Below are 13678 nucleotides of genomic sequence, written 5' to 3'. Positions count from 1 at the left end.
AAGAACTATTATGCTTGATCAGTATTCGCTTGCCGATGTCTTAGTTTTTATCGCTTATGGCCTGCTCCTGCTGGGCAGCGGTTGGTTGTTCACTCGCAAAAACAACTCCACGCAAGACTACTTTCTCGGCGGTAACAAAATGCCGATGTGGGTGGTTGCTATTTCGGTACTGGCGACTTCGCAGTCGGCGGCAACCTTTTTAGGCGGGCCGGACCAGGGTTACCGCAGTGATTTAACCTACCTTGCCAGTAACATTGGTGCTTTCATTGCCGTCGCTTTCGTGGCGATGTTTTTGATCCCGAAATTTTATCAGTATCGCGTTTATACCGTCTATGAACTGCTAGAGCGACGCTTTGGTGCAGGCGCTAAGCGTCAGGCTGGGATGATGTATCTATTCGGCCGGGTCTTTGCCAGTGGCGCACGGCTGTATATGGCCGCACTGGCGGTCGCTATGATCTTATTTGGCGACATCGCTGCCAGTAGCGTCATTACCGCGACGCTGATCATTACCCTGGCGGGCCTTTTATATACCGTGGTCGGCGGTATTCGCTCGGTGATCTATTCTGATGTATTGCAAGCCGTTATCTATGTCGGTGCTGCGATTGCCGTTATTGCCGTGCTTTACAATGCGATCCCGGCGAGTTTTGGTGAAATTGTGCAAGCGCTGCAACAACCAGCTCCGGGCGCCGAGTCGAAGTTGAAGCTGATCGATACCGAGCTCGACTTCAGCAGTGGTGGGGTATTCAACCTGTGGTCAGTATTGACTGGTTTTGTATTGTTGAATATCGCTGCCTTTGGCCTCGACCAAGACATGACGCAACGGGTGTTGACCTGTAAAGACGCCAAAGAAGGCAGCAAAGCGATGCTGTGGTCAGTCGTCATGGTGATCCCGGTCATGTTGCTGTTCATTGTGATTGGCTTACTGCTTTACATTTACTACCAGCGTCCCGATATTATGGCCTCGGGTTTGAGCGATGGACCGGTGCCAACTTTTGCCGGTGAAGCAGTGACCATTTTTATGTATTACGTGCTCACCGAAATCCCAGCCGGCGTCCGGGGCTTAGTGACCATAGGGATTATTGCAGCCGCCTTATCGACGCTCAATTCGGGCCTTAACTCGATGTCCAGCGTATTGATTCAAGATATTTATCGGCCGTGGAAGCGCGCTCGCAATGCGCACCTTGATGAACAGCATTTTGTCCGTGCCGGACAAGCCGGCATGGCTTTGGTTGCGGCAGCCTTAGCGTTGATGGCGTGCCTGTGCTATTACTGGCAACAGTATACCGATACACCACTACTGCAGTTTGCCTTAAGTGTGATGGTGTTTTCCTATAGCGGTCTGCTTGGCGTGTACTTTACGACTCTATTTAGTAAGCGCGGGAGTGCGCGCTCAGTAACCTTAGCCCTAGTGGTAGGGTTTTTGGTTCCGCTCAGCATGCAGCCTTATATTGTCGACAACTTTTGGCCTGCGGCATTAGCAGCAGATATTGGCTTCACTTGGCAACTGCTGATTGGCACTACACTCTCTACTCTGATTTGCCTAAGTGGTAAAGCAAACTTGCAATCTCAACATGGAACCACAGAAACTGCATGACTACGGATCGTTCGAACACTACAGATGACTTATTGGCGCAACTAAACGCGATTGTTTCGGAAGGCCGGAATCCAAATACCATGGATATCGACTTGTTGCCGACCGAGGCGATTTTGCGCCGCATCAACCGCGAAGATGCACAAGTCGCGCCGGCGGTTGCTACGCAAGTGCCGATGATTGCCAAAGCGGTCGATTGCATCGTGCCACGCCTCGCTGCTGGCGGTCGCTTATTCTACATTGGTGCTGGTACCAGCGGCCGACTAGGGATTCTAGATGCGGTGGAGTGTCGTCCCACCTTCAGTGTGCCTGATGAATTAGTGCAAGGCATTATTGCCGGTGGTGAGCCGGCTATTCAATTTGCTGTTGAGGGTGCTGAAGATGACCGAGAGGCGGGTATCGCGGACGTTAAAGCCAAACAGCTGAGTGCACAAGACGTTTTGGTGGGGCTTTCAGCGAGTGGCCGCACACCCTATGTGGTTGCTGCACTCGAATATGCCAACAGCATTGGCTGTCCCACGGTTGCCGTTACCTGTAATCCAGACTCAGCGATGATGCAAGTGGCGAACATGGGCATTTGCCCTGTCGTTGGCCCTGAAGCCTTAACCGGGTCGACCCGATTAAAGTCGGGAACCGCGCAAAAACTAGTGCTCAATATGCTCAGTACCGCTAGTATGATTCGTCTGGGTAAGACCTATGAAAACTTAATGGTCGATGTGAATGCCTCGAACGAAAAGCTACGCGCGCGTGCTATCCGTATTGTGATGCAAGCCACTGATTGCAGTCGCGAACAGGCGGAACAAGCGCTCAAAGCAGCGGACAATAGCGCCAAATTAGCGATTTTGATGATCCTAACCGCAACAGATGCGGCGACCGCCCGCGGCTTACTCGAAAGCAACGCAGGTTTCTTACGTCAAGCCGCAGAGCAAGCAAGCGGCAAGGAGTCGACTGATGCGTAAACTCATGATGTTCATGGTAGCGGCGTTGTGGTGGATACCGGCACAAGCGACCGTGATCGCGGCCGACCGTCCAGCTGAATATCTACCCTTGCTCGCCGACAAAAATGTCGCCTTGGTGGTAAACCAAACCTCGCGCGTCGGCGATCAACACTTGGTCGACTTCTTGCTCGAAAATGACGTCAACGTGGTCAAAGTGCTGGCTCCCGAGCATGGCTTTCGTGGTGATGCGGGAGCCGGTGAAACCATCAATGACGCGGTCGATACCCGTACTGGCTTACCTATTTTGTCGATTTACGGTAAAACCAAAAAGCCCAGCGCTGAAATGCTTGCTGGCGTAGACACTATCATTTTTGATATCCAAGACGTCGGTGCGCGTTTTTACACCTATATCAGCACCATGCATTACGTGATGGAAGCCGCCGCTGAGCAGGGACTGGCAATGATCGTTCTGGACCGGCCCAATCCAAATGGCGCTTACGTTGACGGTCCAGTGCTAGATCTCGAATTTCAATCTTTCGTTGGTATGCATGAAATCCCTTTGCTGCACGGCATGACGGTCGGCGAGTTGGCGCTGATGATCAAAGGCGAAGGCTGGATTAAGGCCGCCGATGAGCTGGCTTTGACAGTGGTTCCGGTCAGTGACTATCAACGTGACGAAGCCTACACGTTACCGGTCGCACCAAGTCCAAATTTACCGAATGCGCAGGCCATTCAGCTGTATCCTTCGCTGTGTTTGTTTGAGGCAACTGCGGTCAGTATTGGGCGCGGCACCGAGTTTCCGTTTCAGGTGATGGGGCACGATGAAGTGCCGCTGGGTGAGTTTCGTTTTACACCACGCAGCCTGCCGCAAAGTGCACCCACACCGAAGTTACAAGATCAGCAACTGTCAGGTATCGATTTACGCGACAGTGATTTACGTGGCTTTGACTTGAGTTTGTTACTGGAAGCGCATCAAGCCTTTAAAGAAGCTGGCGTGACGTTTTTTACCGCGCCCGACTTCATGGATAAGCTCAGTGGCACTGATAAGCTGCGTAAAGCCATTGAAGCAGGGCATAGCGAAGCGGAGATTCGCGCCAGTTGGCAAACCGCGCTGACCCAGTTTAAGCAGCGCCGCGCGCCGTACTTGCTGTATCCGTAGTGGATTAGCTGGCGCGCATCCGTTGAAAAGCTTTGTTGGTGCGTGCTAGGGTGCCGCGACCGTTTTCTGAAGCTTGTATCAGCGCAATAAATAGTAAATCGATGACTAAGTTTTGCGCGGTACGGGCGTGAATCGACGATAAGCGCGTGGACTCGCTCTCAGCGACCGAGTAGAGCTTAATATCGGCGAGCTGATTGATCGGTGTTTTGCCGTAGCGAGTAATGGAGATCACTGGGCTTTGATGCCGTTGTGCCTCTTTCACCACGCGTGCGACCTCAAGGGTGCTACCCGATTCGCTAATGGCAATGACGACATCATGCGCGTCGAGGGTTGCCGCCAGTGCTAATTGCACATGGCTGTCGGTGTCGTTCACTGCTTGTAAGCCGAGTTTCTGTAATTTGTAGCATAGGTCGCGACAGACAATCGCCGAGCCGCCAACGCCACTGATTAAAATGCGTTTGGCACCTAAAACTTTATTGACGGCGGCGGTAAAGGCTTCTTTTTCGTTGAGGTTGCGGGTTTCGGTGAGCACGTTAATTTTGCCGGCTAACAGTTTATCGGCCATATCGTTAAATTCGTCATCGACGGTGATTTCGCCATGTAATCGACTTTTGTTCTGCGCTTTTTTATTGATGGCATCAACCACGGACAATTTAAAAGCTGGATAGCCTTTGTAACCTAGTTTTTGAGCGAATTTCACCACGCTGGATTGACTGACGCCGACGGTTTTGGCTAACTGCGACGACGACAGTTCGCGCATCGCCGTGGGTGATGAAAGGGTAAAAGCCGCGAGTTTTGCTTCGCTGGCAGATAAGGTATTTTGAATCGCTTTGATTTTGGCAAATGCTGACATAAGCCCTTCCTTTGGGAATTATTTATTCTGAATATATACCCATCGGCAGGAATATCAACTAGGAGACGAGAGTGAGAGCGCTAGCACAACAGCAATGGCAGCAATTTGAGCAGCAGCTTGCGAGTGTGTTGCCCGCCTCACGGTGCGTGCGTGATTTAGCACGACGTCTGGCGTTTAGCACTGATGCTAGCTTTTACCACAAAGTACCGAAGTTAGTGCTGCAGGTGGCGACCCTAGCTGAATTACAAGCTTTAGTAAAATTGGCGCAAAGCTGTCAGATAGCGCTGACCTTTCGTGCCGCTGGGACCAGTTTGTCGGGCCAAGCTATCTCTGATTCGGTATTGGTCATGTTGACGCCAGATTGGCAACGCGTCGAGATTCTTGAGCAGGGCGCTGCGGTGCGCTTACAAGCCGGCGTGATTGGTGCCGAGGCGAATCGCCAGTTAGCGCCGTTGGGGCGTAAAATTGGCCCTGATCCAGCGTCGATTAATAGTTGTAAGGTTGCCGGTATCGCCGCCAACAATGCTTCGGGCATGTGTTGTGGGGTGAAGCACAATAGCTACCACACCCTGCAACATTTGAGTTTTGTGCTCGCTGACGGAACCCATGTAGATACCGCCGATGCCGCCAGTGTACAGGCTTTTCGCACGAGTCATGCGCAGCTATTAGAGCAACTTGCGATGCTTGCTCAGCAAGTACGTGATGATGCTGACTTTAGTGCTGCGGTCACACAGCAGTATCGACTGAAAAATACCATGGGTTATGGCTTAAACGCCTTTTTAGATTTCACTGACCCGCTGGATATTCTGACGCATTTATTTATTGGCTCTGAGGGCACGCTCGGTTTTATTGAATCCATTACTTATCGCACGGTTGCGGTCCCGGCGGCGCGCGCTACTGGGCTGTATTTGTTCTCTAGCAGTCATGCGGCATGCGCAGTGATTCCAGCGCTACGCGACAGCGGCGTCGATGCCGTGGAGTTTATGGATGGTCGCTCTTTGCAATCGGTGGCGCACTTACTCGCACCCTATACGGAGCAGCAGGTTCCGGCGCAAGCAGTGGCATTATTGATTGACATCGGCCGTGCTAACGAAGCTGAATTACAACAAGCAACCACGGCCATTGGCGCCATTCTTGCGGCAGCAAAGGTCGCTGCGCAGCCGCTGTGTGCTTTTAGTCAAGACGCTGAACGCAGTGCCGCGCTTTGGAATATTCGCAAAGGGTTATTTCCAGCGGTTGGCGCAGTGCGCGCTAGCGGTACCACAGTGGTGATTGAGGATGTCGCCTTTCCGCTTGAGCAATTGGCGGACGCGGTCGTTGATTTGCAACAGTTGCTACTTGAGCATGGCTACAGCGAAGCGATTATTTTCGGTCACGCGCTCGATGGTAACGTGCATTTTGTGTTCACGCAGAGCTTCAACACTGAGGCTGAAGTTCAACGTTATGCCGACTTTATGGCGGCGGTGAATCATCTGGTTACCGAACGCTATCGCGGCACGTTAAAAGCGGAGCACGGTACCGGCCGTAACATGGCGCCCTATTTATATGCGCAATGGGGCGGCAAGGGCCTGGCCTTGATGCAGCGACTAAAACAATTGCTCGATCCGCAGGGGATTCTCAATCCCGGCGTGATTTTGAATGACGATCCGCTGGCGCACTTGCAAGATTTGAAGCAATTACCTGCTATCGCCGAGCCGGTTGATGCCTGTATTGAATGTGGCTTTTGTGAGCCCCAGTGTCCGTCGTTAAATTACACACTCTCGCCGCGCCAGCGCATCGCTTTGTTGCGCCGAACACAGCAGCGCAGTGCTAGCGAGCGCGCGCAGATTGAGCGCGACTTCCAACATCTCGGCATCGACTCGTGCGCGGCAACGGGCTTGTGCGCGACCGCGTGTCCGGTGGGTATTAATACCGGTGAATGGGTGCAACAACTGCGGGCTGAACAGCAAGCGCAGCGTACCTTGGCGCCTGCGGTGGCCAAATGGACGCAGGCGCATCTGGGGTCGAGCCTAGCGATTGCGCGCTTTGCGCTAGGTGCGGGCCGGCAATTGCAGCGTTTCGCGCCGGCCCTGATGCCGCAAGGGCTACCGCAATTACCGCCGGTGGCCGCGGGGGAAAAACCAAGTGAAAACTCTCGCGCGCTAGGTACAGACAAAGCTATCTATTTCACCACCTGTCCGAATCGATTGTTTGGCTACAACTCTGAGCAGGGTAGCGCGCGATCACTACCGGCTACCGTTGCCGAGCTGTGCGCCAAGGCCGGTATTGAGCTGCAACTGTTGTCACACAGCGCGGACCATTGCTGCGGTCAGCCCTGGCAAAGTAAGGGTTTTCCAGCGCAAGCCACGGCCAAGCGCGAGCAACTCGAAGCCGCCTTGTGGCAAGCCAGTGAGCAAGGGCGCTATCCGGTCATTATTGATGCCAGTCCATGCGCTTTGCAGCTCCAACATGCGCAAGTGAAAACCTATGAACTCAGTGAGTTTTTGCTCAGTTATGTCGCACCACAATTGGATTTAACGCCGTTATCGGAGCCGCTGGCTTTGCACGTGACCTGTAGCAGTCGCCACCTCGATAATGGCCGCGCGCTGCGCCAGCTCGCGCAACTTTGCAGTAGCCGAGTGGTTGAGCCGCCAAGCGTTAAATGTTGTGGTTTTGCCGGTGACAAAGGCTTTACCACCCCCGAACTTAACGCCAGCGCACTAGCGCCCCTTGCACGGGAACTGCCAGCCGCCTGCCAACATGCGGTGAGCAATAGCCGGACCTGCGAAATCGGCCTTACCGAGCACAGTGGTCGCGCCTACCAACACATCGCATTCTTACTTAACCAGATCAGCACAAGGAGCGCTTAGATGCCCCATCCCGACACAACGCTCAACGCCCTCCACACGCGCCTCCAACCCCTAAGGAGGGCTGCCCTCTGTAAGCGGCAGCTGACGTTGTCCGATATCCGCCCACTTTTGCGTGACTTGGGCGCGCAGCCTATTGGTGAATCCTATGAGGGACGGCCGATTGAGCGTATCTCGATGGGGCACGGACCGCTGATCATTCTTGCTTGGACGCAGATGCACGGCGACGAATCTACAGCGACTGCTGCGGTGTTGGACTGGCTACAGTTGTTGCGCGATGCGGCCGACGGTGAGCAGGCGGCAGCAATTGGCTTGCCCGCAAATTGGCAAGAGCTGGTGGCTTTGCAGGTGATCCCGATGCTGAACCCAGATGGCGCTGAGCGTGGCACCCGTGAAAATGCGCAAGGCATTGATATCAATCGCGATGCACTGGCGCAGCAGTCACCCGAAGGGCGGCTGTTATGGCAGCAGGTGCAAAGTTTACGTCCGTCAGTGGCATTTAACTTGCACGATCAAAACCCGTACTACACTGTCGGCGCTTCGAGTGAACCTGCGACCATCGCCTTCTTAGCGCCAGCGTATCATCCCGATAAACATGTGGATAGCGCGCGCTTGCAAGCCAAGCAATTGATTGCGCACATGCGCAAAGTGTTGGCGCACTGGCTGCCTAACGGGATCGCCCGTTACAACGACAGCTATTCAGCGCGTTCCTTTGGCGATCAAATTGCTGGCACTGGTGCGAGTACGATTCTGATCGAGAGTGGTGCGCACCGGGATGATCCCGAGCGCCAAGTCGCGCGTGAACTTAACGTACTTGCTTTACACGCAGCGCTGCAGGCGTTGCTCAATGAGCAAGCGCGGGAATATACCCTAGCGGATTATTACGCCATCCCAGAAAATCGCAGCGACGGTCTGTGTGATATTAAAATCCATCAGCTCACCTTCGTACCGCAAGGACGAGAAGCATTTCAGGCGGATGTTTGCATTTTGCATAAAGGTGCCGACTACGTTGTCGATTTCGTCGGTGATGCCAGCAACACTGCGGGGTTTGTAGAAGTCGCCGGACACGGCAAAAAGTATCCGGCGACGGTACACAAAGGTGGAGACGCCCGTGCGCTGTTAGATTTTCTCAACCACTAGTCGACGCTCACAGGTAATTGCCCAGCCGCTTGACCGGTTAATAATGTCGTGATCAGCGCGTTGATACTGGCGCTGCGTACGCGCCCATTGTCAGCAATAGCGGCACTGTAGTCGTAGGTCGCAACTGCGGCTGTCGCCAATTCTCGAAAATCACCAATCACATAAGGCGCCCGCAATGCCACAAACACCGTCGGCAATTGTTGTTCACGCGCCATTGATAATGTCTCTTGCAACCAAGCATGCTGTTCCGCTTTGCTTGGACGCTCGCGCCAAGAAGCTAAGTCATCCATGCCGCCCATCTCCACCAAGCTATGATGCGGGGTGATATCGCCAACAATGATGGCACTATCAGCTGGCCATTGCTGCTCTGGTGCACCTGGTAGTCGTGCCAAACTGGTGCAGCTACTGGTCAACTCCGGCCGTTGCTGATGCAGCACCTGCTGCGCGGCTTCACATCGCAGCGTATCGGGCATGACAAAATGCCAGTGCGAGGCTTGCAACGGCAACGCAGTATGACCAAACACTGTCGTCACTGCGGCGTTGGCGAGTTTATCTTCCAACGCTACATTGCTGGCGCGTGGCAGGGCGACTGTGGTCGCTAAGCGCGCGTCTAAGTCCATGGTCTCGCTCAGCTGATAGTCAGTTTTCAGTGCTGCAATGCGTGCTGCTGAGGCACGTAACTCCGTGGCATCTAAATCTCGAGCGCCAGCAATCACCTGGGCGTGAAAATTCCAAAACGCTGCAATGTCGGCAGGATTCCGAATAGTGTAAGGCATCAGTGCAATATCCGCGCCTGCTCGAAAGGTTTGCAAAGTGGCGTCAACTTCGTCGAAATAGTGCGCAATTCCGGCCATATCTAAGGCATCAGTCACGATCACGCCTTGATAATTCAGTTCTTCGCGCAGCACGCCACTGAGGATTTTGCGTGACATGGTCGCCGGTAAAATGGTTTCTGTGCCATCGGTTGCGACAAAAGTGCTGTCGTCTAATTGTGGGTATTGAATGTGTGCCGTCATGATCATCGCTGGCGGTTCGGGGCTATTAATACTGTAGGCAAAAGGCAACAAATCCACCGCAGCAATGGTGGCACGGTCATGATCAACGCGCGGTAAGCCGGTATGGCTATCGACGCTGGTATCACCATGTCCGGGGAAATGCTTCAAGGCGCTCATCACCCCTTGTTGTTGCATTGCCGCAACGGTGAGTTGGCCTAGCTCAGCCACCATTTGCGGTGACTCGCCATAGCTACGCACGTTGATAACTGGGTTATCAGGATTGACGTTGACGTCGACAGTAGGGGCAAAATTGAGATTAAAACCGAGGTCATGTAACACTTGTGCCATGCCGCTAGCAACGTCGAGAGTCAATTGTTGACCTTGCTCAGCATCGGCAGCATAACTCGCTCCTAAGGCCATGTTGCCTGCAAAGCGCACATCGACTTGTTCGGGCAGGCGCGCCACGCGGCCACCTTCTTGATCGATGGCGATAAACAACGGTGGTAAGCCAGCATCACGCATCACTTTTTGCATCGCATCAATCAAGCGCACGATTTGTGGCGCCTCGATAAGGTTATCCGCGAATAAAATAACACCGCCAATCTGGCCGTCACGCAATACTTCAGCTAATTCGGGAGGTAATTCGGTGACTGCCGATTTGCACTCCTCGCTTGGTGTGCCATCGGCGCAAAAATAGCGAAAATCCAGCATCAATTTTTGTCCAACCAGCCGTTCAAGCTCGTCGTTATCGACTTGTGGACTGCAGCCTAGCAGTACCAAGAGACTGCAAAACACAGCAATAATCCGGTTCATGTCTATACTCAATGTTAAGTCTTTGCCTAGGCTTTATCCTACGCTAGCCGCAGCTAAAAATAAATTATTCCTACTTATAAAGTATGAAGTCGAAGCTCATTCCTTGCACTAATCTAAAGCATTTCGACTCCAGGTAGGTATAGCCACAGCTTGTGTCTACAAAGGGTATCGAAATATTCCGCAACAATTTGACGGATTGTCACTAACTCGTTGCGAAATATCATAAAAATATGCAGTAATTACGGGGGTATAGCACTTGTGCACAAAAATTACTCAGAATTCCACTTGGAATAATTTATTATTTACATTATAAATGAGTATGGTACTTTCAAGATATGACGATCCTGTCATTTTTGTTAGTCAGGTGTCGTAAAACGATAAACCTATAATGATAAGGCGTAGTGACGATACGCATCGATTCTTACAACGAGCGGAGATTGCAAAGTGAAACTCAACAAGATAGCACTTCTGCTGGGACTCACAACGAGCATGAGCGGTATGGCTTATGCACAGGATGTAGGTCAAGACGAGAACTCACAGCAAAACAACGAGGAAGACAAAGTTGAGCGCATTGAGGTGACTGGCTCAAGCATCAAACGTACAGCGATGGAAGGCGATTTACCGCTGACTATTATTTCGCGTGACGATATTGATGCTCAGGGTATTACCACAGCCGAACAACTCTTATTGCAACTGAACGTTGCTTCTAACTCGAATGACAACCTAGCCAGTAACACGGGTATCGTGAGTGGCGAAGAACGCGGTAATAACGGTGCGTCATCGGCAAACTTACGGCAACAGGGTGCGGGCTCAACGCTCGTTCTACTCAACGGTCGCCGCACAGCAACCCACGGCTTAAAAGGCCGCTCGGTTGACTTGAACTCGATTCCATTTTCCGCCATTGAGCGTGTTGAAGTACTGCGTGACGGCGCCTCAGCTGTTTACGGTACTGATGCCATCGGTGGTGTTATTAACTTCATCTTGAAGAAAGATTACCAAGGCGCGGAAGTTGGCGCATTCGCTGATCACACCGAAGACGGTGGCGGTAACATTTATCGCTTTAACGTGTTAGCGGGTTCAGGTGACTTGTATTCTGACGGTTACAACGTAATGGGATCACTGTCTTACCGTAAAGCAGAAATTCTGCGCGGTGTGGATCGTGACTTCACAAGCACTTTCCAACCAGAAAGCGGCTTGTCACCAGATACGCGCGGTACGCCATTTGCGTCATTGAACAACCGCCCAGGCGGTAACGATCCAACCAGTCCAAACTACAACCTAATCGGTACGGGGTTAGTCAATCCAGAGACCGGTTTGGTCAATGACGTATTCAACGTACTTGCGTTGCCGGGTATGCCTGGTTGTGACGTTTATCCGTTGATGGATGATGACGCAGCAGAGCTATGGAACCGTCCGCAAAACTCTGGTGTGAGTTGTGCGTGGGATTATCCTCGTGCGGCAGCCTTACAGCAGCCAGTTGAGAGCGTGGATTTTGTCGGTCGTGCAACGACGGTACTCGGTGATAACGCTGAAGGTTTTGTTGAATTTGTTGGTTCTGAAGTCACTTCGAAAAAGGTATTTGAGCCAAACCAAATCACGCCTTGGGCAATTGGTAACGAAGGCTGGTATCCAAGTACTGGTGAATCGTACGACTACATCTACGATGCATTAGCCGGCTACTACGGTGCAGACCAACTGAACTATGGTGCACCAATTGCCTATCGCTGGCGTTGTATGGATTGTGGTCCACGTCAAATCGAGACTACCACCGAAGCAATGAAAATCCAGTTCGGTGTTGAAGGGACCATAGGCTTCTGGGACTACAAAGTCGGTCTAGGCCACGCGACCAACGAATCTGAATCGCAACTTGGTGGTGGTTATCACTACACTGAAATGCTCGCAGCAGGCATCGGTAGTGGCGACATCAATCCATTCTTATTACCAGGTCAATCGCAATCAGCCGCCGGTATGGCAGCGTTAGAAGCAGCTTCAGCTGCAGGAGTTGTGCTCTACGGTGGTAAAACCACAATGACGCAATTCGATGCATCGATTACTGGCGATACCGGTTTCAACCTCGGCTGGGGTGGTGACAATATCTACGTTGCCGGTGGTATCGATATTCGTAAAGAAGGTTACGAATTTAACGGTGACCGTCGCGAAGCAGCAAATCGCCCAGACATCTACGGTGCGCCATTCGATAACGCGAACGTGCTTGACGATGTTGACCGCACAGTGAAAGCTGTGTTCGTTGAAGCCTTGGTTCCAGTTGTCGAAAGTTTCGAAATGAACCTGGCCTTGCGTCGCGATGATTATGATGGTTTCGGTGGCACCACCAACCCGAAAGTGGGCTTGTTGTGGCAACCGACGGAAGAAATTCTTGTACGTGGTGCTTACAGCACTGGTTTCCGTACACCTTCATTCAACCAAATCTATAACGGCGCGACTGAAGAACCGTACACGGGTCAAGACCTTGCCGATCCACGTGACTGCCCAGGCGGCGTCGTTGATCCTTCAGATCCGAATTGTCAGCCAATTCAACCAACGCGGTTGTTTGGTGGTAAGCTCGACTTAGGTCCTGAAGAGTCAACGCAAGAGAGCTTCGGTGTGGTTTACGCGCCAACTGATAACTTCTCGATGAACGTTGATTGGTGGAAAATTGTCATCGAAGGTACTATCCAGGTTCCTGATTTCCGTGACTTGTTGGAAAACTACGACCTCTATCAAGACAACTTCATTCGCGATGCGAATGGTGACTTGGTGACTATCGATACGCGTTATATCAACGCCGGTGAACGCCGTACCAGCGGTATCGAGCTAGGTATTCAGACCAACGGTGAAATGTACGATGGTATTTGGGCTTTGAACTTCAACGGTAGCTACTTGATTGAAGACAAGAAGAAATTGGTGGATGACGCCCCATTCGGTCCAAACCTAGTTGGTACACATTCACGCGGTAACATTCCGCTGCGTTGGAAGCACACCGTGACCTTTAACTATGCGAAAGGTGATTGGGCGCACAGCTTGACGCAGTTGTACCGTCACAGCTACGACGATGAAACGCCAGCGGGTGTGGCATCAGGTGTTGCGAATCCGCCGTACTACGATGGCGAAGTTGGCAGCTACTTGATCTACAACTACAGCGTGCGTTACATGGCGTTGGAAGACTGGGATGTTACCTTCGGTATCAAGAACCTGTTCGACCGCGATCCACCGTTTACTGCACACCAAAACGACTACTCGCCGGGTGCAGCATTCGATCCGCGCGTAGCTGACCCACGTGGTCGCTCGTATACAATGCAGTTAACTTACAAGTTCTAAGTTAACGTGGAAGCAATGTAAATGC

8 protein-coding genes are annotated in these 13678 nt (G+C 52.3%); 6 read left to right on the top strand and 2 right to left on the bottom strand.

Features of this window, described 5'->3' with window-relative positions; translation table 11 throughout:
- Positions 1-10: 10 nt before the first annotated feature.
- The 3 genes from ACJ8W9_RS08375 to ACJ8W9_RS08365 are packed head-to-tail and all read left to right on the top strand — an operon-like array spanning position 11 to position 3688.
- Complete coding sequence (locus ACJ8W9_RS08375; protein WP_411359853.1) at positions 11-1594, top strand: sodium:solute symporter; 1584 nt, start codon at positions 11-13, stop codon at positions 1592-1594.
- Positions 1591-2550: an N-acetylmuramic acid 6-phosphate etherase gene (gene murQ / locus ACJ8W9_RS08370; RefSeq protein WP_411359855.1), complete on the top strand. Its 960-nt coding sequence runs from the start codon at positions 1591-1593 to the stop codon at positions 2548-2550. Before ACJ8W9_RS08375 ends, murQ begins: the two co-directional genes overlap by 4 nt.
- Positions 2543-3688 carry an exo-beta-N-acetylmuramidase NamZ domain-containing protein gene (locus tag ACJ8W9_RS08365; RefSeq protein ID WP_411359857.1) on the top strand — a complete coding sequence of 382 codons (1146 nt, stop codon included), beginning with the start codon at positions 2543-2545 and terminating at the stop codon, positions 3686-3688. Before murQ ends, ACJ8W9_RS08365 begins: the two co-directional genes overlap by 8 nt.
- Positions 3689-3692: 4 nt before the next feature.
- Here the strand turns inward: ACJ8W9_RS08365 and ACJ8W9_RS08360 are convergent, their stop codons facing one another.
- Positions 3693-4541: a MurR/RpiR family transcriptional regulator gene (locus tag ACJ8W9_RS08360; RefSeq protein ID WP_411359858.1), complete on the bottom strand. Its 849-nt coding sequence runs from the start codon at positions 4539-4541 to the stop codon at positions 3693-3695.
- A 71-nt stretch (positions 4542-4612) separates the two neighbouring features.
- Here ACJ8W9_RS08360 and ACJ8W9_RS08355 point away from each other — a divergent pair, with 71 nt between their 5' ends.
- Positions 4613-7390, top strand: coding sequence for an FAD-binding and (Fe-S)-binding domain-containing protein (locus ACJ8W9_RS08355; protein WP_411360822.1), 2778 nt, complete (start codon positions 4613-4615; stop codon positions 7388-7390).
- The gene (locus ACJ8W9_RS08350; protein WP_411360821.1) at positions 7391-8527 is read left to right on the top strand and encodes a M14 family zinc carboxypeptidase; all 1137 of its coding nucleotides are present in this window, start codon (positions 7391-7393) and stop codon (positions 8525-8527) included.
- Here ACJ8W9_RS08350 and ACJ8W9_RS08345 read toward each other — a convergent pair.
- Complete coding sequence (locus ACJ8W9_RS08345; protein ID WP_411360820.1) at positions 8524-10335, bottom strand: glycoside hydrolase family 3 N-terminal domain-containing protein; 1812 nt, start codon at positions 10333-10335, stop codon at positions 8524-8526. The two genes, ACJ8W9_RS08350 and ACJ8W9_RS08345, sit on opposite strands and share 4 nt — an antisense overlap.
- 498 nt (positions 10336-10833) lie before the next feature.
- On the opposite strand from ACJ8W9_RS08345, the gene ACJ8W9_RS08340 reads away from it, so the two are divergent.
- Positions 10834-13653, top strand: coding sequence for a TonB-dependent receptor domain-containing protein (locus ACJ8W9_RS08340; RefSeq protein WP_411359865.1), 2820 nt, complete (start codon positions 10834-10836; stop codon positions 13651-13653).
- Positions 13654-13678: the final 25 nt, after the last annotated feature.

It is taken from the genome of Pseudidiomarina salilacus (assembly GCF_047323925.1).
Taxonomy (GTDB): Bacteria; Pseudomonadota; Gammaproteobacteria; order Enterobacterales; family Alteromonadaceae; genus Pseudidiomarina; species Pseudidiomarina salilacus.
Note: the sequence above shows the minus strand (reverse complement) of the source record. Positions and strands in the feature narration are given on the sequence as shown.